This is a genomic window from Pseudomonas sp. TR47 (assembly GCF_044143025.1).
GTDB lineage: Bacteria > Pseudomonadota > Gammaproteobacteria > Pseudomonadales > Pseudomonadaceae > Aquipseudomonas > Aquipseudomonas putida_E.
Genome location: NZ_JBHFCS010000039.1, coordinates 1 through 22,951, shown reverse-complemented (window position 1 = coordinate 22,951; position 22,951 = coordinate 1). Strand labels below are relative to the sequence as shown.

The following is a 22,951-nucleotide window of genomic DNA, read 5'->3' as shown; positions in this document are numbered from 1 at the left end:
TGATGAGGCGTGATTCTGCGCGACGTCACGTCAAAACCTGTCGCGAACGATTCGGCGCCAGGCAACCAATTGGCGGTTCCTTGATCTGAACGGATCGTGGCTAATTGCCATGACCCACTAATGCCGCCATCCTGATGCGGCAAGCCTAGACAAGGACGTTACCTTTTGCCGTTCGCCACCACCCGCGCCACCCTCAGCCGTCAGTGGGCGCTGCTGCGCCAGCTACCCAGCCGTTCCCCGGGCATTACCAGCGCAGAACTGGTGTGGCGCCTGCGCGATGTGGGTTTCACCGTCAGCAAACGCACGGTGGAACGCGACCTCAATGAGCTGTCGTTGATCTTCCCGCTGGAGCGCAACGACAAGAGCATTCCGTTCGGCTGGCACTGGTCGGCGAATGCCTTGGGCGAGCTGCGCGGGAATTTCGACCTGCAGGGCTACTTGCGCGGTGAGGCGCTCCAGCCGGAGCAAGGTGGTGGGCTGGCGCTGCAAGCCTGGGTCAACGACAGGGTGGCACGACAGTTACGTGATCAGCCGTTGAGTGCAGACATGCAGCTGACTGCCCTGGAGCACGGGCATCGGCTGCAGGCCACGATGGAAGATGGCTGGGCGTTACGCTGGTGGGTGTTGAGCCAGGGGGACGGGGTGAAGGTGGAGCAGCCGGATGAACTGCGCAGTGAGATTGCCAAGACCCTGAGCAATGCGGCTGCGCAGTACCAGAATTAGGCCGCTACAGATCAGCGCTGCATCCCCCAGCGCCGCACGGTCACCCGTTCCAGGGTATTGAACACCAACCCCTCGACCAGCAGCCCGATCAGGATCACCACCGCCAACCCGGCAAAAACCTTGTCGGTATACAGCTCGTTGCGGTTCTGGAAGATGTACCAACCCAGCCCGCCCTTGCCGCTGCTCGCGCCGAACACCAGCTCGGCGGCGATCAGCGTGCGCCAGGCAAATGCCCAGCCGATCTTCAGCCCCGACAGGATCGACGGCAGTGCCGCGGGCACCAGGATGTGCAGCACCAGCCGCAGCCCTTTGAGGCCATAGTTGCGCCCAGCCATGCGCAAGGTTTCAGAAACGCCAAGAAAACCCGCGTAGGTATTCAGCGCCAGCGCCCAAAGCACCGAGTGCACCAGCACGAAGATCAGGCTGTTATCACCCAGCCCGAACCACAGCAGGGCCAGCGGCAGCAGGGCAATCGCCGGCAGTGGGTTGAACATCGAGGTCAGCGTGCCCAGCAGATCGCGCCCAAGCTGGGTCGATACCGCAAGGCTGGTAAGGCCGAATGCCAGGACGATGCCCGTCAGGTAGCCCTTGAGCAGGATTACCAGCGACACGCCGACTTTGGCCGGCAGCTCGCCGCTGCGCAGGCCGTCCCACAGCGCCGCGGCAGTCTGCAAAAAGCTCGGTAGCAGCAGGTCATTGCCCTGGTAGCGGGCAATGGCCTCCCACAGTGTTGCGATCACCACAAGGATCGCCGCCTTGCGTAACCAGCCTTGCTGCCACAGGCGCTGGGCCAGCGGCAGGTTGCGTTCCAGAGGCACACTGAGCAGCGGCTCCAGCTGCACCTCGTATTCCTGACGTACAGGTGTAGTGGTCATGGCTCAAGCTCCTGTCAGTAGGCAATGCGGAAGTCGTTGAAGCCCAGGTATTCGGCCTGCTCGGGGGCATCGGCCTGGTCGAACAACAGCCGATGGATGCGCCGGGCGCTGGCCTGAAAGTCACTGGCGCCGAGGCTGCCAAGGTCGTACTGATGGCTGTGCACCTCGGCCCGTACCCGCCCCGGATGGGGTGACAGCAACAGGATGCGGTTACCCACTACCAGCGCCTCCTCGATGGAATGGGTGACGAACAACAAGGTGAAGCGCACCTCCTCCCACAGCAACAGCAACTCTTCCTGCATCTTGCGCCGGGTAAGCGCATCGAGTGCGGCGAACGGCTCATCCATCAACAGGATCTTCGGTTGCGTGGCCAGTGCACGAGCAATTGCCACGCGCGCTTTCATGCCGCCCGACAGGGTATGCGGATAAGCGTCGGCAAAAGCCGCCAGGCCAACCTTGTCCAGGTAATGCAACGCTCGGTCTTCGGCCTCGGCGCGCTTGAGCTGGCCAGAAACGAGCAGCGGGAACATGACGTTCTGCTTCACCGTCTTCCACGGCGGCAGCTGGTCGAACTCCTGGAACACCACGATGCGATCGGGGCCAGGGCCGATGACCGGCTGGCCCTGCAGCAGGATCTGCCCTTGCTGTGGGCTGATGAACCCGGCTACGGCCTTGAGCAGCGTGGACTTGCCACACCCCGAGGGGCCCAGCAAGACAAAACGGTCGGCACGGTCGACTTCGAAGCTGACCTGATGGGTGGCCCGCACCACGCGCTGCGCGGTACGGTATTCGAGGCTCAGGTTATCCACCTTGAGCAACGGCGGTGTAGCCACACGGCTAAGGTTGCTGGCCGTGTGGCCTGGCAATGGGGCGGTCATGGTCGGTCAGCTCCCCTGCAGTGGGCGTTCATCCTGGAAGAAGTAATCCTTCCACGACTCAGGCTTGTGCTTGATGGCGCCTACCCGGTAGAGGAATTCGGCCAGCTTGTAGGTGTTCTTCGGCGTTACGGTGAACTCGTACTGGGGGTTGTCGATCAGCTTGATCAGCACATCGCGGTCAATCTTGGCCTTGGTGACGCGGATATAGGTATCGGCAGCCGCCGCCTTGTCCTTCTGGGCAAAGTCCGCAGCCTCGGCCAGGGCATCGACGAACGCCTTGTAGGTCTTGGGGTTGTCGTTGCGGAATTTCTCGGTGGCAAACAGCACGGTCGGCGAGTTGGGGCCGAGCAGGTCATAGCTGTTGAGCACCACGTGCACGTCTTTGTTGGCCAGTGCCTGGTCCTGGAACGGCGGGTTGGAGAAGTGCCCGTTGAGCTCGGTGCCGCCAGCCAGCAACGCAGCGGTGGCATCTGGGTGCGGTACGGCAAGGGTGTACTTGTCGAGGCGGTTGTATTCCTTCTCGCCCCACTGCTGGGCAGCGGCGTACTGGAGGAAGCGCGATTGCACCGAGACGCCCACGGCCGGCACGGCAATGCGGTCCTTGCCGGAAATGTCGGCGATGGTCTTCACGTTCGGGTTGCTGCTGACCAGGTAGTACGGAAAGTTGCCCAGCGAGGCCACCGCCTTGACGTTCTGCCGGCCTTTGGTGCGGTCCCATACCGTCAGCAACGGCCCAACGCCGGCACCGGCGATGTCCACCGCGCCGGACAACAGCGCGTCGTTGATCGCAGCACCCCCGGATAGCTGGGCCCAGTCGACGTCGATGTCGATACCCTGCTCCTTGCCGTGCTTTTCAATCAGTTGCTGATCACGCACCACATTGAGCAGCAGATAGACAATGCCGAACTGCTCGGCAATGCGGATCTTGCCTTCGGCATGGGCCACCGTGGGGGCCGCAAGGCTGCCCACGACCAGGCTTGCACCCAGGGAGATACTTGCCGCCAGGCGGCTGATGGATTTGCGCATGATGGTTTCCTCAGTCGTCAGAACGGGGCATCGCCCTGGATGGTGGTACGGAAAAGTTTGCGTCGCAGGTGCGCCGGGCAGCCTGTGGCGAGGTGGATCAGCGAGCGGTTGTCCCAGAACACCAGATCGTGTGGCTGCCATTGGTGGCGGTAGATGTTCTGTTCGAGCACGCTCAGGGCATAAAGCTGCTGCAGCACGTCGCGGCTTTCATCATCCGGCAGACCGACGATGCGGGTAGTGAACCCTTCGCTGACGAACAGTGCCTTGCGGCCGTTTTCCGGATGGGTTCGTACCACCGGATGGATCACTTCCTGCACCTGTGCAAGCTGCTCGGCGCTGAGGGTCGGGCGCCAGTTGCCTTCGAACTTGGTCTCGGCATAACGGGCGGTGTAGGAGTGCGCGGCACTGCGGCCCTCGACCTGCTTGCGCAGCGCTTGGGGTACCGCGTCCCAGGCCTTGTGCATGTCGGCGAACAGGGTGTCGCCACCTTCGCTGGGCAACTCCTGGGCGTGCAGCATGGAACCCAGGCTTGGGAGCGCCTTGTATGACAGGTCCGAATGCCAGAACTTGCCGGCATCGCCCAGGCCGATGTTGTGGCCGTTCTCGATGATGTTGGAGACGATCAGGATCTCGGGGTGGCCTTTGAGCAGAAACTGCTTTAGCACATGGATCTGCAGTTGGCCGAAGCGGCGGCTGAAGGCGATCTGCTGTTCAGGGCTGATGCGCTGGTCGCGCAGCACCAGTACGTGGTGCTCGAGGTGGGCGTGATGAATAAGGCTGAAGTCCTCGGCGTTGACCGGTTTTGCCAGGTCCAGGCCGATGATCTCGGCGCCAACGGCACCCGAGAACGGGCGGATTTCAAAGGTTTGCGGCTGAGCGCTGTGGTTGGACGACAAGGCGTTCGGGACGGCGGACATTTTTCACTCCCACGCAGTGCGCGACTTCGATGACGCGCAACGATCAGAAACGCACGGGGTTTAGCCGTGTGGGTTCAAGTCGTGCGGCGCATCGATTGGTCGACGGGTACGCAGTGGGATCGACTATAAAGTCATAAAAGGGATAATTTAAATACCTTTATCGAATAATCATATGAACCAGCTCACTGCCGCCGAGCGGGCGCCACGCGCCCGTCAACGCCACTCGCTATAGGGCTCCAACGATGTCACAGGCAACGCCAGGTTGCCCCGCCATGGCTCGAACATATAACGCACATAGAACACGGCATGGCTCGGTGCATAGTCATCACTGTGCTGCCAGTCGAAAGCACCACCTAGTGCCCAGCGATCATTCAGGCGCCGCTCCAACGCTCCACGCACTCGATAACCCAACCCTGTGCTTTCGCTGGCGTCGGTCATCTCATTGATGTTGGTATCACTGCTGTCCGAGACAGCATTGAAATGCTCAAGCAGCATGCGATTGACGCCGGAGTCTGGGTAAAGACGGTTGCTGCCGCTATGTGCACGGGACCAACTGACTGAGCCTTCCAGCAGGAGCGACCAATCGTAGTTGCGCCAGGCATAACTGACGGGTAGACCGATCGATTCGTAGCGCTCCGGGCTGTAATACCCGCCTTGGCCAAGGCTGTAGCCGCCCAGATCTTTGTCATAATTCCAACGCATCAGTGTCAGGCCAACGCGCATGCGCTCGTCCGCCTTTTCCACCGCGCGGTAGTAGTAACCCGCCATGATGCGAGTGCGCTGATTGTCGGCGACATTCTCACCGCGCAGCCAGTGGTGGCCCAGGCTCGCCCAGACGCCGTGATCACCGCCCTGGTCCCAGCTCAAGCCAAGCGTTGTACCGTTAGCCGTCACACCGCCCCAGCGGATATGCGTGTTGGGGTCGCGAGTGCCTCCAAACGAAAGCAGCGAGTTGCTCATTGGCCGGCGCGAGGCGGACAGCGACCAACCGACCTGCCCTAGGTCACCATTGAGGATTGCACCACCCAGCCAGTTGTTGACCTCGTAACCTTGGGTAGTACCCAGGTCAAAGCCCCAACGAGCATTCTGCCAGCCCGCAGCCAGAACGCCGCCATTGGCACGTTGCGAACCGCCTGAACAGCCTTGAGTGGTTCCGCGAAGACTGAACTGGCAAGAGCCGAAATCTTCGTTGTGTTGGCCTGCGTCATTCAAGTCGAACGAGCCGGCATCCATGCCAATGCGCTCCAGGCGCGCGAAGGCCCTGCCGTCGTCCCAAGGGGTGTCGACGTGCAGCAGGGTCGACTGAGTACTCAACCTGGAAATACCTGGGGTACCGTCGCTTTTGCGCCAACCGTAATCATGCATGAGGGTCACGTTGGTATTGCGCTGGCGATACAACTCATCGACGTCACTGCGCAGGCTGCGCAGCAGCCAGTCATCGGCGTCATTGGCGCGGCTAGCCAGTGTCATTGCGCGGTCATCACGCGGTGACAGCGCCGAGCGGTCGAGCAACTGCGCATCGGCCATCGCCGCCGCGTAAAGGTCCAGCGCCCGCTGCGGGTCATTGGCAGCCACCAGCCGGGCAGCATCCCGGCGTAGCAAGGGGTCGGGCTGGGGCTGCTGCGAGGCAATATGGTCAAGCAGCCTGGACGCTTTGTCCTTTTCCCCCAGCGCCACCCAGACTGCAGCCAGACGCTGCTGCGCGTCGCTCTGCTGATCCGTCAGTTGCAGCGGTTGTGCGGCCAGCGCCTGCCGCACACGCTCCAGGTCGCCTTCGGCAATCCAGCTTTGCATGATGCCGAGCCGGGCCTCGGGACGCTGGGGTTGGACCTCAAGCACCCGCTGATAGTAACCACGCGCCTTGCTGCTATCGCCCCGCTCTGCCGCCCAGTCCGCCATCAACAAGAGGTCGTCGGGATCTCCCTCGCCATGGGCCAGGCCGGCTTCCAGTACCGCTGTTGCCTCAGCCGTACGGCCCTGCTCCTGCAGGCGCTGAGCCTGAGCCAAGGTCATGCGCCGACGCACGCGCTTGTCCAAGGTGCGCATGTCGTCGGTCCAGGCGCCTTCGGGCACGGCACGCAAGGTGTCCAAGGCCAGAAGATCACGGTCACTGGACTCCAGATACAGGCCATGGGCATAGCGCGTGGCCGGGTCCGCTGGCTGGCTTTTCAGCACGTTGGCGAACGCGGCATCTGCCTCGGCGTTACGCCCCTGTCGGCGCAGGCTGCTGGCCAGCTGATAGACCAGCCATGGCTCATCGGGGGCCAGTTCGGCAGCCTGCTCCAGAACGCGGCTGGCGGTGGCCCAATCCTCGCGTTGCAACGCAGCGTCACCCTGCTCACGCAGGCGACCGAGCTGCAGGCTGCGGCGCAGGCTGGCGAATTGAGCCTGCTGAGCTGCTGGCAAGCTGTCCAGATACGCTTGCGCCTTGTCTGTCGATTGCGCCTGGTATATCCGCATCAAGCCGCGCACTGCGCTTTCATTGTCGGGCAACATGCGCCGCACTTGCAGGTACTGCCGTTCGGCGCCAGCCATGTCGCCTTCGGCAAACGACACATCGGCCAGCCCGAGCAAGGCGAACTCATCTTCGGGGCGCTGCTGGCGCGCCTGCTGGTAAAGCGAGCGAGCGACGCGCAGGTCCTGCTTCTCCAGCGCGCTGTCGGCTTTTTGCAGCATCCCCCAATACTGGCTGGAGGCTTGGAGGTCTTTCCATTTGCTCATCAGGCGGGTGCTCTGCTCAATGGCAACGGCCTGATGAAAAGATTCGTTCGCTTGCGCATAACGGCGCTGGCGCATCAGCGCAACGCCAAGCGCACCGTGCAGGCTGGCATCATTTGCATAGCGACGCAGGGCAAGACGCAGCTGCGCCTCGGCCTGGACATTGCTCCCCTGTTCCAGCAACGCCTTGCCGCGTTGCCCCGCCTGCCAGGCAGGGTCGGCGACCAGGGTACGCTGCTGCTTGAGGTTTTCGCCGGCCAGCGGCAGCAGTGGCGAAGCGGGATAGCGCTGTGCGAAGGCCTGCCAGGCAGCAACGCTGCTGGCACTTACCGGTTGCTCGGACAGATAGTCGAACTCGCGCTGCGCCGCGGCATCGCGTGCCGTGGGGTCACGCGACAACTGATCGAGCACAGCCAGGGCCTCGCTGTCGCGCCCTTCGCTGAACAACCAGCTGGCCAACGTCTGGCGCAGGCCTGCGTTGCCTGGGTACTGGCTATCGAGCTGCTGTAACTGCCGGACTGCTTCCGGGCGCTGTCCGGCCAGATTGCCCCGCACCCGCCAATAGTCCAGTGCCATGTCCAGGCTGGGCGGCTCGCCGGCGAACAGTTGGTCATAGGCCAACAGTGCCTCGTCGTAGCGCCCGGTTACCGCCAGAAGACGAGCTTGTTGCAGACGCTGCGCCATCTCTGGTTGTTGCAGTTGCAGCAGACGTCGGGCTTGTCGGTCCTGAAGGCTGCCCGGCGCGACTTCGGCGATTCGTGCGCGCAGCTGCTCGGCTTCCTGAGGCTTCTGCTCACGCAGGGCCAGGCTCAAGGCCGCCAGCAAGGCATCGGGGTTGCGTGGCTCCAGCAGCCGCAGCCTGGCCAGCGCGTTGTGGATCAGGTCGTCACGGTGCAACGCCTCGCCGATGCGCACCTGCTCGAGCAGCCATTGGCGCTGCCCATCACGATCCTTGGGTTGCGCAGCCACAGCGCAAGAGAGTGCAGCCAGCGTCAGCACGCCGATCATTCGGAACATGGTGCACTCCAGGCAGGCAGCAGACGGCCATCGTTGTCGAAGCGATAACGGTCCTCATCCCAACCTCGGCCGAACATGGACAGCACGTGGTCGTAATACCCCTGCGCCTCGACGGGTTGGTCGCGCAGCTTTTTACGTTGCACCTCAAGGGCGCCATGACCGTCAACAGTACTGGCCAGAAGCGGTAAAAGTGCCGCAGAGAAGCCTATGGGGCCATGACCGATTGCTTTACCGGTGCGAGCATCGACGCTTTCCGGCGGCTGGCCGCCACGCGTGGTCAGCTCGACCATCGGTGCAAAGTGACGCAGCAACTCATCGCGCAGCGCCGCCCCACGGGCCAGCATGCCCAGCCACAGGTATACGCGGATGGCGTCATAGTCACCGGCACTGCCATGCTCAGGGTCGCCTTCGATGCCGGCTGCAGGTGTCCACAACAACCAGTCCGGAGCGAAGCCCTTAGGCGACGCCTGTAACCAGAGGCGGCGGACATTGCCTGCCATCTCGGCCCACAAAGGGTCTACCAGGGCGAAGCGGTCAAACAACTGGGGTGGCAGGTAGCTTGGGTTAAGCCGCCAACCGCGACTGTCTTCAAAGCCGTAGTCACCGGGCAGCAGCATCACGCCCAGGCCAGGCAACTTGCGTACGGTCTGGGCGGCAATGCGCCAGAGCATCTGCTGGCCCAACCGGGCATAGCCTGGCTCGTCCCACAGCCGCCCGGCTTCGAGCAGGCTATAGGCGATCCAGGCATCAGCGTCACTGGCGTTGTTGCTGTCCAGCACCTTCCATTGCTGCTGGCTGCGCCCCCACTGCCACGCCGGAAGATGGCGTGAAAGGTCCCCTTGGGCCAGGTTGTTGCTGGTCCAGTGCAGTAACTTCGCGAAGCCATCGCGGTCATTACCGACCAAAGCGAAGAACAGCGCATAACTCTGCCCCTCGGACGTAGTAACCAGTCGCTCATCACTGCGATCGATCACCCGCCCGTCCTCACTGATCTGTCGGGCCTTGAATCGCTCCCACGCCGGCCACGGGCACGCTGGCGAAGCGGCCGTAACAGCGGGCATGCACAATGCCACCAACAATGCCAACAGCTGGCGCATGTTCAATCGGCCTCACCCAGGCGACGACGCCCTGCCCAACGCAGCGCACGCCACAACAGGAAGGCGAAAAGCAATACGCTCACGGTGGCAAGCACCGCGATCAGCGCGGGGTAATCGGAAAGGTGGAACCACAACAGCAACCACCATGGCAGTTGGCCGACAAAGTAATGCTCACCGACGAACTGGCTACTGACGCCGCTGCTGCGCACCAAGGCGACGGAGCCGGCCACCGCTTCCAGCTTGCCGGAGTCCGCCAGCACATCGCGCAGCAATGCGTACTCGGCATCGGAACTGGCCAGCAGAGCGACGACGCTACGCTGCTCGTGGAATGGCGACTTCAGGCCCGTGATGGCGGCAATCGGCGCCTGTGCGCTGACCGTGACGCGACTGTTGGCGGCCACCGAGGCGGAATTGAAGCGCTGACTGCCCGGCGACTCCAGTGCCTTGCCCTGTACCATCCAGTCACGCTGTCGATTGAGCAACAACCCTAGGTCCGGGGCATCGTGCAGGCCTTCAGGCAGGCTGCCGATCAAGAGCAAGTCGGCATCAGCGTCCGCAGCTTGCTTCCAGTTGTCGGTCAGGCGCACATTCAGGGCTGGGTAACCGATTTGCCCGGCCAGGCTGGCGACCACGTCCAGCAGCGTACCGACCTGCATCTGCGTCGGCGTGCCCGGTACCACGATCACAGTGTCGGACAGATCGGCCATACGGCTGTAAGGGAAGCCGCTTCGGGCGAAGGCACGCAGATCAGGCATGGCCATGTAATGGTGATAGCCGGACAGGTCGATGGTCGAGTTTTCGTCGATAGCGGCCCGCACATCCACCGGCAGGGACGTCTGGCAATGGTCGCGCTGGGCGCTGCCCAGTGTGCTGGCGAAGCTGAAATCAAAACGCAGTCGATTGCGTGCACCGATTTTCAGGGCGGGCACTAGAGCCTGTTCGGTCAACGCTGTGCTGTCGGTGGACAGCACATTCAAACGCATTTCTTCGAGCGTGCCACCGCGGCGGTCGTTACCCACCAGCGGCATGCTGGTGATGTATTGATCATTGACGCTGATGCTCAGGCGCGACTCGTCTGTGACTGCCGGTGGGGTGTAGCGGTAAAGGGTCTGCAGCGGAATACCCTGGTTGCGCCAGACGAACAGATCCGGGGGCAAGTTAACATCGAGAGTGATCGGTCGCGGCTGCAGGCCGCTTACCTGAAGCTGCTCGGGGTAATCGAGCAACTCTGAGAAACGCACCGGCCGGTCAGTACGCGTCCAGTTAGGCGCATCGTAGGGCTTGCGCGGCTGTAAGGTGGTCATCTGTTCGACTTTGACCTGCGGCCCGCGGAACAGGTCACTGCCAACAGCCAGCGCCGACGCGGCCTTGACCAGGTCCTCGTCATTGCGACCGAGCACCAGCAGCAATTTGCTCCAGCGATCGGTAGGGTGATTGATCAACTGCACCACCGGGCCGTCGACCTTCGGGAACTTTTCCAGGTCGGCAAGGAATGACGGGCGACGCTCGTTGGTGGCGAAGACGATGGCCGGCGTAGGCTTGTCGCCGCTATTTGGCAGGCTGTTGAACGACACCGGGAAGCTCGCTTTGCGCCAACCCGCCTTGCTACCGAAATAGGACGAGAGAATGGCAGCCGCGCGCTGCTCGCCAAGGGTCGGCGCGTCAGCGAAAACGACCGGCAGCTCAAGTTTGCCGGTATCACGCGGATCGAAGAACGGCAGCGGGAAATAGGCCAGGTCATTTTCCAGGGCCAGCGGTTGCTGACGGAGCTGGACCTGGCTCTTGCGGTTGAGACTCAGCCACAGGCCGCTGTGCGCCGGGTCTTCACAGATATCGGTGTAGTGCCCGACGAACTCCAGGCGGACCCTGTTGAAATCGCTGATCAGCTTCGGGTCCAAAGGCAACTGCCGCCGCACACGCTGACCGAGCTGATCCTTTTCCACCGGCACCACACCCATCAACTCATCGTTGAGGTACACGCGCAGGTGGGAAAGGTTTGGCAGCAAGGCCGGCGAAGGGGTGTAGTCCAATTGCAGAACGGCTTCGGTCGCCAGGCGATCTCTGCGCAAGCCGAACTCTACGTTCTCACTGTTGCGTACCCCAAGCAGCAGGCTATCGGACGCTTGGCCAAGCTGTTCGAAAGTCCGGGTCACGGGCCAACTGGGCACCAGTGGCTCGGCCGACGGGGCAAGCGGGGCTACATCGGCGACGGCTGCATGCTGGAACAGGGAGGCAAGCAGTGCCATCGCCAGACTCCAGGTGCGCGCGGGATAACGAGTCATCATGCGTCTCGGTCAAGAAGGTTCGTGGATGGAGTAGGTCGCGGAGTGCGGGGCATGTAGCTGCCCAGCCAGCGCGCCAGATCAAGCGCCGGCTGCAACCGTTCGCGAAGCCAGCCTGGTGCGTGCTCGATCAAGCGCATATAGCCGACGCCGCCGAGTTTGAGCACGTCGACCAGGCTGCGTAGCGGGCGGTCGACCTCATGTTTGTCCTGCCACCCCAGCCAGGCATCAGCGCGGGCAAAGGTGCAATGCACCAGGTCGATCTGCTGCTGTTGGCTGAGGCCTTCGAAGGTCAGGCCTGCATGCCGACCGACGATGCGGGTTACCCGTGCATTGAAGGCGAATTCACGTTGGCCACGGCTGAGCAGCAGGCGTACACGCTCCCCGGGGGCGGGCGACACGCCTTCACCCAGCTGCAGGCCGATACCGCCATCGGAGTAATCGACCAGTGTGCATGGATAACCGTGCCCACTTTCCAGCAGCAGTGCAGCCGGCAGGTGCATCTGTACGCGATGCGCACGGCGCACCTGGCGCACTTCGGCTGCTACCGCGCAGGCTGCGCCGAGGATCAGCAGGTTGTAGATCACCCACAGTGAACTGACGATCACCGTGCCTATTTCGGCTACCGGCCCATTGATCAGCCGCCAGACGGCAAAGCCGAGCCCAAGCACATTGAGCCCGGCGAGGAACAGATACGGTTGGGCGATTCGCCAGTCGAACTGCCCTTGCTCCATCAACCCACCCTTTGCAGTGACATTGAAGGTGCCTTTCTTCGGCGCAAATAACGCAACCGTGGTGGGACGGGCGATGTACCAGGCCAGCACGGTCTCGTAAACCTCGCCCCAGAACGTTTGCCGGTATTTGCCCTGCATGCGCGAGTTGGTGAGGCTGGCGTGAATCATGTGCGGCAGCACGTAGAGCAGGATCATCAAGGCAGGCGCATAGATGATGTAGGCATGGAACAACAGGAACGCCAGCGGCGCGGTGAGGAAGATCAACCGTGGCAGGCCGGCCAGGAAGTGCAGCATGGCGTTGGCGTAGCAAACCCGCTGAAACAAGCTGAGACCCCGGCCGAAAAGGGGGTTGTCGGTCCGGAAAATCTGCACCATGCCACGCGCCCAACGAATGCGTTGGCCGATGTGCGCCGACAGGCTCTCTGTTGCCAGGCCCGCAGCCTGGGGGATACTCAGGTAGGCCGAGGTCCAGCCTTGGCGGTGCATGCGCAACGCGGTGTGGGCATCTTCAGTCACCGTTTCGACGGCGAATCCGCCAATACTTTCCAACGCGGTACGGCGCAGCACGGCACACGAACCGCAGAAGAAGGCAGCGTTCCACATGTCGTTGCCGTCCTGGATCAACCCGTAGAACAACTCGCCTTCGTTGGGGCGGCGACGGAAAGACCCCAGATTGCGTTCGAAGGGGTCCGGCGAGAAGAAGTGATGAGGGGTCTGTACCAGCGCCAGCTTAGGGTCTTTGAGGAACCAGCCGACCGTCATCTGCAGGAAGGAACGCACCGGGACATGATCGCAGTCGAAAATTGCGATCAGTTCGCTGTCAGTGACACCCAACGCATGGTTGAGGTTGCCGGCCTTGGCGTGGTTGTTGTGCGGGCGCACGATGTAGCCTACACCCACTTCGTCGGCGAAGGCACGAAACGCCTCGCGCCGGCCATCGTCAAGGATGTAGATGCGCAGGCAATCCCGCGGCCAGTCCAGGCCCAGGGCGGCCAGCACGGTGGTACGGACCACCGACAGATCCTCGTTGTAGGTGGGGATCATCAGGTCGACCGTCGGCCACCGGCTCGGGTTTTCCGGAAGGTTCGCCGGCTTGCGTTGCAGCGGCCAGCAGGTCTGGATGTAGCCAAGGATCAGCACGAACCAGGAGTAGGTTTCCGCCGCAAGCAGGATGACGCCGCAAACCAGGTCGAGGGTGTCGTTCCAGTTCAATGTCGAGCTATAACGCCACCACAGGTAGCGACAGGAAATGATCGTCGACAACACGATCAACATCAGCGTAGGGAAGCGACCCGGCATGTAGCGCACCAGCATCGCGATGCCCCACAGCAGGAAAATGAACACCAGTTGCGCCAGATAACCGAACGGTTCTGTTACGCAGAGCACGGCAAGAAGTACAGCGCACGAGGTGAGCACGGTATAAAACAGCCGTCGGCCAAATACGCTTAGCCCACGCAAGCGCGAAGCGGCACTGCGTTGCAGACTGCTGTCGCGAAAGCGTATCGGTACCTGGCGCATGGTTTCGGCCAACCGGGCTCGGTATTGGCGCAACACCTGCCATGCCCAGCGTAGTGGGCTTGTCATAGCAGACCAGACGCTCGCCAGCCTGCCCAGCCTGGCCGGCTGCGGCTCACGTCGCAGCAGCAGCCAGATGCACTGGATCAGCAGACGTAGCGGGTCGCCCAGCGTTGGACGCTTATCAACAAATTGCGGGAACAATCGCTGGCGCTCAGCCAAAAGCGCTTGCCAGGCCGGCGACTCTAGGCGCAGTAACAGGAATGCCAGCCACACGCACAGCGTAAACAACATCGCGACCGGACGATGAGTGCCCCGGGCGGTAAAGTAGCTGTAGGCCGAAAGCGGAGTCACGTTCACGCTTGCCGCCTTGCCAGGCAACGCACCGCCAGGCTCTGCACATCTCGGGAAGCCAGGCTCTGCGGCGCGTAATGGCCCACTGGCGCCTTGCAGGCAAATGCCTCGGCAAAGGCCTCGTCGCGGTGCACCAACTGCATCGGCAACTGGTTACGGAACTGATCACGCCACACCATCAGCACATCGTTTTGCAGGCTGCTGGCAGGATCGAAACGGTTGATCAGCATGAGGTCGTACTGTTCGACCTGCTGACGACCGAGCAAGACATGGCTGGTCATTTCCGCCTCTGCCACCAGTATCTGCATATCGCTTTCAAAGGCCCGAGTGCTTTGGGCACCGACAGGATAGGGAAGGTCCAATAGCAGCCAATCGAAATGCTCGGCCAGTTCAGCTTGCCGAGGGCGCCAAAGTTCGGGCGTGTGCCAGTCACCCAGGGCGTTGAGCCGACCTTGATCAACCTCACCAAAAGGCATCAGGCACAACCCCTCGAGCACTTCGTACACAGGCTCACCGAACGGCCGACCTTGTACCTGCGCACGCGCCCAGCCATTACGCTGATCGAGGGGCAAATTGAAGTGCAGCCCCAACAGGTTGTCCGGACAAAGATCGATCAGCAGTACCCGCTCACCCAGTTCACGTAAAGCGAAACCCAGGGCGGCCAATAACGCACTACGCCCCAAGCCACCCCGCAATCCGTGCAATGCCAGGCTGATCATGGCGTCTGGGCCTCAGGCACTGCGCGAGCGGGGACGGTTTCCTCGGCCCGGGCCATGCAGCTTTCGCCCAGTAGTGGCCAGCGCTGCAGAGCCTGTTGCACGCCGACCATCATGGAGATGTCCTGATAGCTCAAGGCAGGCATGTCCAGGTGCTGACGGAGCTGGGCAATATCGTCACTGCGGTCGGATGGGTCAGCCTTGCCAGTTTTCATGGGTTTTCCTTGGGAACAGGCTGCCAATCCGGCTGCCCTTGCAGACGCATGTAGGTGCGTCCCTGGAAGTCGATGACTTGGGCACCAGAGGTTTCTGATACACGTTCAGTGGTCGGCAAGTCGGTCAGCAGGCTGGGCAGGTCGAGCGTCTGCCCAGCACCCAGGCCTGCATATACACGAGAAACCAGTTCAGACAACGCAAGGAAGCTGGTAGGCGATGCCACCTTCAGGGGCTCCGCCCGAGCGTGCTGGCCCATGCCGATGAACTTGAGGCCGACCGGCACGTGGGTAATCGAAGGTGTAGGAATTTCACGCATGCCGGACAACTGCATACGGTCGCCATGCAGGGCCGCGCCGTGTTCGGGAACGATGGCTACGACCACGCGACGGCCGCTGCCTTCAAGTTCGTCGAGGAACTTGCCCAAGTCCCCGAACAGGCGGTTGGTCCGTGTGGCATAGTCGGCGGCGCGTGTGCCACCGTCAGCGGTGACGATACGGTTGCCGTCATGCAGGCTGATGGTGTTGTAAAACAGCGAAACATGCTGAGCGTCCGAGCTCCTGCGCTTGCTCCACCACCCTTGCAACACATCCAGATCGCCGGCAATTGGCGAGCCGTCAAAGCTGACAAGCGCTCTAGGGAAATCGGTGATGCTCAAGCCCGGCTGAGGCATGTGCTGGCTGGTGATGTCGCCAATGAAGTTATCGAACCGCCCGCTATGGTTGAGCAGGGTCTGGCTCTGGAAACCGAGCTTGGCCAGGTTCTCGAACAGCAGACACTGCTCGGGGGCCGGCTGATACAGACCAGAATGGGACGACTGACCACAACTTGCCCTTAGCATTCGGATTGCGGCAGGCCCGCTGTACGACGTGGCCGAATTGAACTGATCGAAAATCACGTCCATGCGCGAGAACAGCGCATTCTCGTGCAGGCCTACTGCTGTCAGGTCGTCCCAGGCCAGCGAGCACACATTGATTACCAGCAAGTCGAAGGGCTGCTCGTCCTGCTTCACCGCAGGAAACGCGGTCACCCGTTCGCGTTCGCTGGCAAAGAAGCGCTCAAGCCAGGCATTTAGGGTCGCGTTGTCGGCTACCGCTGCGGTAGGTGCAGTAGCGGCTGAGCTGGCCACAACCTGCTGGCTGCCAACGGGGCTCAGTGCCGGTAGCCCACCGACCGCCAGCCACGCCAGACCTACAAGGCTCAGGGTGCTCAGGCGCAGCCAGTGACGCAGGAACAGATACCCCACCAGCAGCAACACCAGGGCGCCCATCAGGTTCCAGTTTATGAACCTGGCCATCAGCTCCAGCAAGTAATCCCATGAAAAGTCGAGGACGCCTGGCTGTTCCAGCAGGCGACGGAATGGCGGCAGCCACGTGTCGTGGTAGAACAGGGCGACGCCCAGCGGAACCGCCACGACCTGACGACCGACTCGCAACCATCTTCCTGGCAAGGGCACCAGAAGAAACGCTGCGAACAGCAGGTTCGGCAGGGCCTGAAAGTCCAACATGCCGACTGCTACCAAGAGGAACTTGGCCAGGAAATAGAAGTTCCAGGCGCCCAGACCCCGCCAACGGGCTGCCAGAGGTACGGTATCGGTCGGATTATTCATGATCAGAGTCCTGATGCACTACGCGGCGGCGTACGCCAACCGGCTTCAGGTAACGGGGATGCAAATGGCGGTTGAGCCAGCCCTGCACCACGGCACGTATGCGTACAACGAACAGCACCAGGACCAGGGTGACCAGCGCACTGATGCCGATCACCTGCAGCAATTGAGCAAAGTTCATGCCGTCCTCCCCTGTTGCAGCTTGATCTCTCGAGGGGCCAGAGCAGCCCTCTTTTGCGCAGATGGGAAGGTTACCGACGCAGCCAGCGGCGGTTGAGGCTTGGTTTCGTCGTGGAAAGCCGGTGCCGTCAGGCTGTCGACGCTTACCAACAGGTCCTGGCTGATGAAGAGTTCCTTCCAGGACAATTGGAATATGTGGTCCAGCGCCTGTTCGACTCCTTCCGAGCGGCAGGCAAACAGGAACAGGAAAAGAACCTCACCGACCACGCAGGCAATATCGCCATCTCGGCGGAACAGCGTACGCGAGCACGCCTGCAGCGGGCTCAGGCCAGGTACAGGGCGCAACACCAGCAACTGGTGCACGATTTCACCGTTACGATGGCCGTGCCACATCTGCTGCACGGCCTCGGCAAAAGCACGGGGTGCAACCAGGCCGCAGACGGGCAGCGGTCGAAGGCGGGCTAGCAAGGCATCGAAATCAGCCGGTAAGTGGCGGCGCCATACATAGCCCTGGATGCTGTCGACCATAGTGAGGAAACGCGACAGACTGGCGCCGAATGGGACGATCTGGCTGGCACCGCAAGCCAGCAGTAACTGCTCATCCTGATAACGCAGGGTAGGTGCCATTTCGCGCACCACCAGTTTCAGTGCGTTACCACGCAATTGCCGCAAGGTATGAAGCTGCCGGGCCAGGACATCAAGGCGCTGCCCACCGTCCATGGCAAAGATTACGGTTGCCGACACAGCACGGCTCGCCTTGGTACCCAACTCGCTCATGCTGTCGAAAACCTGCCAGTGCTCGGACAGTGCCGGCGCGCCTTCAAGCACTTGGCTCTGGGCCAGGCATACCAGTTCATCACCGCCGACGTCGGTCGACGGCAGAGGGCGACCGGCCACCGCAAAACCACTGTCGTAACGTGCCAACTCGACGTCCTGGGTGCCCACCACGCCGAGCATGTTGCTCCAGAAATGCTGCAAATAGCGAACGCCGCCCTGGCCACGGTAAAGCTGGGCAAGCCCATCGATTGACTGGTTGAATGCGCGCAGACGCTCCACCAGCGAAGCGCTCTGCCCTTCACTGACCACCAATATCAGCGCTTGGGCAGCGATTGCCGAACGGCGCAGCGCCTGGCACCAGCGCTCGACTTTGCTATTGTCCCAGGCAGCGGTGGGCACCAGCGCCACCAGCACGCGGCCAGGAAGGTCTATTCGAGGCAGGTCACGCTCGAGGTGCAGGATGGCCCGTACGTCAGCCTCGTACAATGCCAGCTCAGCCGGCCCGCAAGTCGCGGCGAGCCCGCCAAGAATCTGATGTAACGCTCGCGCATCGCCCAGTAACGATGCCCGGCCTTGTTCAGGCATGGCCTCGAGGATCTGGCGGCAGAGTGTAGCGGCGTCTTCTGTGGTGTCACAGGCCAACCAATACAGGCCGTGCTCATGGAACTGACTATGCTCGGCATCCAACCCGGGAATAGCCAACAACGGAATACTTTTCGTCAAAACAATGACTCTGAATTCGATATCGAAGCTGATTCGAGGAGAGGCCGCACGCGAGTACATGCGGCTTTTTGACGAACAAGAAATGTCAAAAAAACGACGCCTGCAGAGCTGGCTTGATTAGGTCGTCAATTCTACAGCACGCAGGCAAAATAGTGTCAAGATGATATGAAAGCCGTTGGTCGCACACGTTTGCCATGCGGTAATCGAACGCCCCACGTGCTCAGCGCCTGCGCCTTGAAAATTGACTGGAGCATGCAAGAGAAGTCAAACAACTAGTGGGCAGGCGCATCACCGTAACTTTATCTATGCTGCGCCTGTGCCGACAATCAAGGTAACAACGTGACGGGGATGGCGACCATGTTCTACGTGCAACGCAATGATCAGGGGCAGTTGCAGCGGGTGGAAGTTGCACCCTACGCGGAGTACACGGAAGTCTTACCAGCCGATCATGCCGATATTCAGGGATGGTTCGCCGACGACGTGGTGGAAAATAGCCTCAAGCAGCTCAAGCAGAGCGACCTGGACATGATTCGCGTACTGGAGGACCTGATAGAGGTGCTCACTGCCAAAGGCGTATTCAGCATCACTGACCTGCCGCCCGGCGCGCAGGCCAAACTGCTCAGCCGCTCCACGGCGCGCAAGGCGCTGGGTAATTTGAACAACCTGATCGAAGAGGAAGACGAAGGCGGGTTGATCTGAACACGTTTTTTCTGTCTGTAGCGGCCCCATCGCAGCCTTGCCGGCCATGGGGCTTGGGTCAACGCCAGGGTGCGGGCTCGCCGACCAGCCGTCCCTGAATCCCTTCCACACCCATTTCCACCAGTACCTGTAGTTCACCTTGCGTCTCGACCCGTTCGGCAATCAACGGTACGTCTATGCTGTGGGCCGCACGTTGGATCGTTTCAATGAACAGGCGCTTGTGCTGTTCATGGTCGATGTTGCGGATGTAGCTACCATCGATCTTGAGGTACGCAAGGCCCAGGTGCGCCAGGTTGCCGATCATGCTGAAACGGCCGCCGAAACGCTGAAGCGCCAACCCGAAGCCCAACTCGTGCAGGCGCCGAGTCAACTGCTCAAGCATGCCCTGCTCGGGCAGTAGCTCACCGAGCTCGAACACCAGTCGGGACCGCAGCGCCGAGTGCTGCCCAAGCAACTCATATATGCGCTGCAGAGCGTTGGGGTCGGCCAGGGTCGCAGCCGACAGGTTGAGCGCAAGCACCTGATCATGGCTACGCAAGTGCGCCAGCACTTTTTCGAGCACCAGCACATCCAGCCGCGGCATCCAGCCAAAGCGCTCGAGCCACGGCAGAAAGCGGCCGGCCGGCACTGCCTCGCCTTCATCATCGTGCAGCCGTGAAATGACTTTGTAGTGCAGCACGCGCTGCACGTCCTTGCAATCCACAACCGGTTGGAAGAACAGTTCGAACTGACCTTTGACGAAGGCTTGCTCAAGCCGCGTGTGCCAGGCGTGATGGCTATCGCCGGCAACAGCCGCGGCACCCTGCTCAAGGCAAACCCAGCCGGGTGTCGGCTGATTTTCAGCGCGGGCCAGGGCCTCATCGGCAAGTTTCAATAGCGCTTGCGGCGCGTCGCCGGGGCTGAACGGTGCAAGGCCGATACAGGCTACCGGGTCGACATCGGTGGCGCCGGTCTCGTGCAGGCTCTGCAGCGTAGCCTCCAAGGCCTGGGCGAGCTGCACCGCCTCTTCTTTCACCATACCTGGGGCGAGCACGGCGAACTCACCGCCACGGCTGCGGGAAATCAGGTCTTTGGTCTCCGGGAACTTGGCACAGGTACGCTGCAGCTGTACACCGACCGCCTGCAACAGCTGGTCGGTGCGTTGGCCGCCCAAGCGGGCGTTAAGCCCTGTGAGGTCCTGAACACGCAGCAACAGTAGGTAACCCGCCCTCGCTTCTTCAAGGTTGCTGACTCGGGTATTGAGCTGCATTTCAAAGTAACGGCGGTTGGACAACCCGGTCAGGCTGTCCTGATACGATTCGGTACGTAGCCGCTCGCTGCGCTCGGCCTGCTCGTAGAACAGGGCCTTGAGCTTCTCCACCATCTGGTTCATGGCTTGCACCACACGACGCAACTCGGGCGTGCGCGGCAGCTCAGGCAGGCTGAGGAACTCGCGGCGGGCGATGGCGTGGGACTGCTCGACCATGTAGTCCAGCGGCCGCAATTGACGACGTAACAGCAAGGCTCCGAGTACCGCGCTCGCTGCACCGCAGAGCAGCAGCCAGCCCAGGCTGCCCAAGGCGCTCTGCCAGAGTTTGGAGATGGCGAACATCGGGTGGCTAATGACTTCGACCCGCGCGGCTTGTTGCCAACCTCGGCTGACGAGGGCATCACCGCCGGCAGCTTCGAGGCCTATCAGGTGGATGAACCAGGCAGGAACACCACCAGGATCTGGCTGCGCGTGACGCTCCACCAGCACCGCATTCGAGGCCAGGTCGACGACCTTGATGCTCGAATAATAGCCACTGTCAAAGATCGAACTGACCATGAGCTCTACCATGGCCGGGTCATCGATGTTCGGCGTCAACGAGAGCGCCAGCGCCGTGGCAGCGTCCTGGGCATGTGAGCGCAGCTGGTTGACGTACTGGCTGCGTGAACTCTCCAGGCTGACCATGAAGCTGCCGCTGAACGCGACCACCAGGAACAGGCAAATGGCCAACAGCAATTGTTTGAACAGTGACATCTGTGCTCCTTCAGTAAACCGGTTCGGCCGGGAACCCTTCGGCCTGCATTTTCTTTAACAGGTCCTGCCAGCGTGACAAACGCTTGGTGTCACCGACTTTCTTGTTACCCGCAGCACCGGTCAACCAGAGGCCTTCACCATTGAAGGCGTAGACCGGCAAGAGGTCAGTACGCTGGCTGGCCGGCTTGATCGCGTCCATCAGGCTATCGAGTACCAGCGGCTGGGCTTGTGGGCTTGAATAATAGGTCAGCACCATGTGCGCGCGATTCTGGCGCAAGGCCTTGACGTAGGTGATGCGCAGCTTTTCACTTGGGATACCCGTGCGGCGCAGGCTGAAATACTTGGCGATGGCGTAGTCCTCGCAATCGCCGGCGCCCTTGATCAAGGCCTGGATGGGCGTGGCCCAATAGTCGACTTCACGCCACAAGTCGATGTCTTCGACATAGCGCAATTGCTGGTTGAAAAACAGGTTGGCTGCCTGCAAGCGTTGTAGCTCTGAGCCTTGGTTTTGCGTGGCCATCATGGCTTGCCAGGCATCGATGCGGCCCTTGCCGGCACCCAGTGGGCCATACAGGGTCTGTGACTTGCGACTGATCTGGGAAAAATCCCAATCCGCATGCAAACCGCCCAGCAGCAAACTGCCTAGCAAAACGGCGAGGCCGACACATCGCGCGGCGGTTTTGATTACCCAGGGTATCGCCACTGCGAAGACCTGTTCAGACCAGTCGACAGCAGCGATGGTGAGGTCTGTCAGCATAAAAAACAATGGCATCCTGCAATCATGCCGCCGGTGGTCGGGGAGCCAAGACTTTCCAGTTAATGCTTTGTATGTGCCGCTTCCTTTGCCAGTCGTCTTCATCCACCATATCTCTAGGCCGTGTTTCGCCCGCCCCCATTGCGGGGAGCTGGTTTGACAAGCCCCCTTGCCTGTTACTAGTGTCATTGGATCCAACTTTAGTCGTCGAGGCAGACTTCGCGTGGCCGAGAAAATCAAACTGAGCAATGTGCTGGCGAGCGAACAGCTACCGGCGAACCTGGCTCGTGGCGTGATCGAAGAACGCTTGCGCAGCGCCATACTCGATGGCCGCCTGCCGCCCGGTACTGCCGTGCGCCAACAAGAGCTGGCGACCTTGTATGGCGTCAGCCGCATGCCTGTGCGTGAGGCGCTGCGCCAGCTGGAAGCGCAATCGCTGCTCAAGGTGGAGATGCACAAGGGCGCAGTTGTGGCGCCCTTGATTGGTGAAGATGCGGTCGACACTTATGCGTTGCGGGTTTTGCTCGAATCCGAGGCCCTGCGCCAATCCATTCCCCTGCTCGATGCCGAAGATATCGCCCGGGCACGTGGTTACATCCGGCAATTGGAAAACGAGACGCGCCACGCCGAAATCGGCCGCCTCAATCGGCTGTTCCACATGGCCCTGTACGGCAAGGCTCAGAACCAGAAGCTACTGCGCCTGATCGAGGACGAGCTCAACGAGGAAGAGCGCTTCCTGCGCTTTCATCTATCGTCGATGGGCTTGGGCAAGCTGACCCAGGACGATCACAACGCACTGGCGGATGCAGCCAGTGACAAGCTGGTCGACGAGGCAGTGAGGGTGCTGGAGCAGCATCTGAACAATGGTGCGCGGGTTATCAGGAATTACCTGGACAAGCAGGCAGCCCAGCCAATGCCATAACCCGGAAAAGACAAAGCCCCTGTCTGCAGTGCAGACAGGGGCTTTGGATTTGAATCTTGACGATGACCTACTCTCACATGGGGAAACCCCACACTACCATCGGCGATGCATCGTTTCACTGCTGAGTTCGGGATGGGATCAGGTGGTTCCAATGCTCTATGGTCGTCAAGAAATTCTGTGTGCCGGCCCGTCCTATGGACGTACCCGCGAATCTCTGTAGTTC

General features: G+C 61.4%; 18 protein-coding genes and 1 rRNA gene. 3 read left to right on the top strand and 16 right to left on the bottom strand.

Annotated features, from left to right (window positions below):
* Positions 1 to 165: 165 nt before the first annotated feature.
* Positions 166 to 723 (top strand): WYL domain-containing protein, encoded by a 558-nt coding sequence (locus tag ACEWE8_RS25215; RefSeq protein WP_046788344.1) that lies wholly within the window; start codon positions 166 to 168, stop codon positions 721 to 723.
* 11 nt (positions 724 to 734) lie between these two features.
* Here the strand turns inward: ACEWE8_RS25215 and ACEWE8_RS25210 are convergent, their stop codons facing one another.
* The 13 genes from ACEWE8_RS25210 to bcsE form a co-directional block, all read right to left on the bottom strand.
* A complete protein-coding gene (locus ACEWE8_RS25210) occupies positions 735 to 1,598 on the bottom strand; it encodes an ABC transporter permease (protein WP_046788343.1) in 864 nt (287 codons plus the stop codon).
* Positions 1,599 to 1,612: 14 nt separating this feature from the next.
* The gene (locus ACEWE8_RS25205) at positions 1,613 to 2,476 is read right to left on the bottom strand and encodes an ABC transporter ATP-binding protein (protein ID WP_046788342.1); all 864 of its coding nucleotides are present in this window, start codon (positions 2,474 to 2,476) and stop codon (positions 1,613 to 1,615) included.
* Between the two features lie 6 nt (positions 2,477 to 2,482).
* On the bottom strand, positions 2,483 to 3,502 hold the full coding sequence (locus tag ACEWE8_RS25200) for an ABC transporter substrate-binding protein (protein ID WP_046788341.1): 1,020 nt from the start codon (positions 3,500 to 3,502) through the stop codon (positions 2,483 to 2,485).
* A gap of 17 nt (positions 3,503 to 3,519) precedes the next feature.
* Entirely contained in the window at positions 3,520 to 4,419 is a 900-nt protein-coding gene (locus tag ACEWE8_RS25195; protein WP_046788340.1) for a TauD/TfdA family dioxygenase, read from the bottom strand.
* Between the two features lie 213 nt (positions 4,420 to 4,632).
* Positions 4,633 to 8,154 carry a cellulose synthase complex outer membrane protein BcsC gene (gene bcsC, locus ACEWE8_RS25190; RefSeq protein ID WP_046788339.1) on the bottom strand — a complete coding sequence of 1,174 codons (3,522 nt, stop codon included), beginning with the start codon at positions 8,152 to 8,154 and terminating at the stop codon, positions 4,633 to 4,635.
* Positions 8,142 to 9,251 carry a cellulose synthase complex periplasmic endoglucanase BcsZ gene (gene bcsZ / locus ACEWE8_RS25185; protein WP_046788338.1) on the bottom strand — a complete coding sequence of 370 codons (1,110 nt, stop codon included), beginning with the start codon at positions 9,249 to 9,251 and terminating at the stop codon, positions 8,142 to 8,144. The genes bcsC and bcsZ overlap by 13 nt, the downstream gene beginning before the upstream one ends.
* Before the next feature lie 2 nt (positions 9,252 to 9,253).
* Positions 9,254 to 11,533, bottom strand: coding sequence for a cellulose biosynthesis cyclic di-GMP-binding regulatory protein BcsB (gene bcsB, locus ACEWE8_RS25180; RefSeq protein ID WP_189339987.1), 2,280 nt, complete (start codon positions 11,531 to 11,533; stop codon positions 9,254 to 9,256).
* On the bottom strand, positions 11,533 to 14,142 hold the full coding sequence (bcsA, locus tag ACEWE8_RS25175; RefSeq protein WP_046788336.1) for a UDP-forming cellulose synthase catalytic subunit: 2,610 nt from the start codon (positions 14,140 to 14,142) through the stop codon (positions 11,533 to 11,535). The genes bcsB and bcsA overlap by 1 nt, the downstream gene beginning before the upstream one ends.
* Positions 14,139 to 14,855: a cellulose biosynthesis protein BcsQ gene (gene bcsQ, locus ACEWE8_RS25170; protein ID WP_046788335.1), complete on the bottom strand. Its 717-nt coding sequence runs from the start codon at positions 14,853 to 14,855 to the stop codon at positions 14,139 to 14,141. The genes bcsA and bcsQ overlap by 4 nt, the downstream gene beginning before the upstream one ends.
* The gene (gene bcsR / locus ACEWE8_RS25165) at positions 14,852 to 15,067 is read right to left on the bottom strand and encodes a cellulose biosynthesis protein BcsR (protein ID WP_046788334.1); all 216 of its coding nucleotides are present in this window, start codon (positions 15,065 to 15,067) and stop codon (positions 14,852 to 14,854) included. Before bcsR ends, bcsQ begins: the two co-directional genes overlap by 4 nt.
* Complete coding sequence (bcsG, locus tag ACEWE8_RS25160) at positions 15,064 to 16,674, bottom strand: cellulose biosynthesis protein BcsG (protein WP_046788333.1); 1,611 nt, start codon at positions 16,672 to 16,674, stop codon at positions 15,064 to 15,066. Before bcsG ends, bcsR begins: the two co-directional genes overlap by 4 nt.
* A complete protein-coding gene (gene bcsF / locus ACEWE8_RS25155; RefSeq protein WP_046788332.1) occupies positions 16,667 to 16,852 on the bottom strand; it encodes a cellulose biosynthesis protein BcsF in 186 nt (61 codons plus the stop codon). Before bcsF ends, bcsG begins: the two co-directional genes overlap by 8 nt.
* A complete protein-coding gene (bcsE, locus tag ACEWE8_RS25150; RefSeq protein ID WP_046788352.1) occupies positions 16,849 to 18,339 on the bottom strand; it encodes a cellulose biosynthesis protein BcsE in 1,491 nt (496 codons plus the stop codon). The genes bcsF and bcsE overlap by 4 nt, the downstream gene beginning before the upstream one ends.
* Positions 18,340 to 18,708: 369 nt before the next feature.
* Between bcsE and ACEWE8_RS25145 the strand changes: the two genes are divergently transcribed.
* On the top strand, positions 18,709 to 19,050 hold the full coding sequence (locus ACEWE8_RS25145) for a hypothetical protein (protein ID WP_046788351.1): 342 nt from the start codon (positions 18,709 to 18,711) through the stop codon (positions 19,048 to 19,050).
* Positions 19,051 to 19,108: 58 nt separating this feature from the next.
* Here ACEWE8_RS25145 and lapD read toward each other — a convergent pair whose 3' ends face one another.
* Both lapD and lapG read right to left on the bottom strand, forming a co-directional pair.
* A complete protein-coding gene (gene lapD, locus ACEWE8_RS25140) occupies positions 19,109 to 21,052 on the bottom strand; it encodes a cyclic di-GMP receptor LapD (RefSeq protein WP_046788331.1) in 1,944 nt (647 codons plus the stop codon).
* Positions 21,053 to 21,062: 10 nt separating this feature from the next.
* A complete protein-coding gene (gene lapG / locus ACEWE8_RS25135; RefSeq protein WP_395589419.1) occupies positions 21,063 to 21,809 on the bottom strand; it encodes a cysteine protease LapG in 747 nt (248 codons plus the stop codon).
* A gap of 220 nt (positions 21,810 to 22,029) precedes the next feature.
* Between lapG and ACEWE8_RS25130 the strand changes: the two genes are divergently transcribed.
* Entirely contained in the window at positions 22,030 to 22,728 is a 699-nt protein-coding gene (locus tag ACEWE8_RS25130; RefSeq protein WP_046788330.1) for a GntR family transcriptional regulator, read from the top strand.
* 54 nt (positions 22,729 to 22,782) lie between these two features.
* On the opposite strand, the gene rrf is transcribed toward ACEWE8_RS25130, so the two are convergent.
* Positions 22,783 to 22,898: ribosomal RNA gene (gene rrf, locus ACEWE8_RS25125) — 5S ribosomal RNA — on the bottom strand.
* Positions 22,899 to 22,951: the final 53 nt, after the last annotated feature.

What these genes read in the sequence shown, in the direction of transcription:
- ACEWE8_RS25200 (WP_046788341.1), bottom strand. Translation starts at nt 3,502, where the DNA reads ATGCGCAAATCCATCAGCCGCCTGGCGGCAAGTATCTCCCTGGGTGCA.
- ACEWE8_RS25210 (WP_046788343.1), bottom strand. Translation starts at nt 1,598, where the DNA reads ATGACCACTACACCTGTACGTCAGGAATACGAGGTGCAGCTGGAGCCG.
- lapG (WP_395589419.1), bottom strand. Translation starts at nt 21,809, where the DNA reads ATGCTGACAGACCTCACCATCGCTGCTGTCGACTGGTCTGAACAGGTC.
- ACEWE8_RS25205 (WP_046788342.1), bottom strand. Translation starts at nt 2,476, where the DNA reads ATGACCGCCCCATTGCCAGGCCACACGGCCAGCAACCTTAGCCGTGTG.
- bcsZ (WP_046788338.1), bottom strand. Translation starts at nt 9,251, where the DNA reads ATGCGCCAGCTGTTGGCATTGTTGGTGGCATTGTGCATGCCCGCTGTT.
- bcsB (WP_189339987.1), bottom strand. Translation starts at nt 11,533, where the DNA reads ATGACTCGTTATCCCGCGCGCACCTGGAGTCTGGCGATGGCACTGCTT.
- bcsQ (WP_046788335.1), bottom strand. Translation starts at nt 14,855, where the DNA reads ATGATCAGCCTGGCATTGCACGGATTGCGGGGTGGCTTGGGGCGTAGT.
- bcsF (WP_046788332.1), bottom strand. Translation starts at nt 16,852, where the DNA reads ATGAACTTTGCTCAATTGCTGCAGGTGATCGGCATCAGTGCGCTGGTC.
- lapD (WP_046788331.1), bottom strand. Translation starts at nt 21,052, where the DNA reads ATGTCACTGTTCAAACAATTGCTGTTGGCCATTTGCCTGTTCCTGGTG.
- ACEWE8_RS25195 (WP_046788340.1), bottom strand. Translation starts at nt 4,419, where the DNA reads ATGTCCGCCGTCCCGAACGCCTTGTCGTCCAACCACAGCGCTCAGCCG.
- bcsG (WP_046788333.1), bottom strand. Translation starts at nt 16,674, where the DNA reads ATGAATAATCCGACCGATACCGTACCTCTGGCAGCCCGTTGGCGGGGT.
- ACEWE8_RS25145 (WP_046788351.1), top strand. Translation starts at nt 18,709, where the DNA reads ATGTTCTACGTGCAACGCAATGATCAGGGGCAGTTGCAGCGGGTGGAA.
- bcsC (WP_046788339.1), bottom strand. Translation starts at nt 8,154, where the DNA reads ATGTTCCGAATGATCGGCGTGCTGACGCTGGCTGCACTCTCTTGCGCT.
- bcsR (WP_046788334.1), bottom strand. Translation starts at nt 15,067, where the DNA reads ATGAAAACTGGCAAGGCTGACCCATCCGACCGCAGTGACGATATTGCC.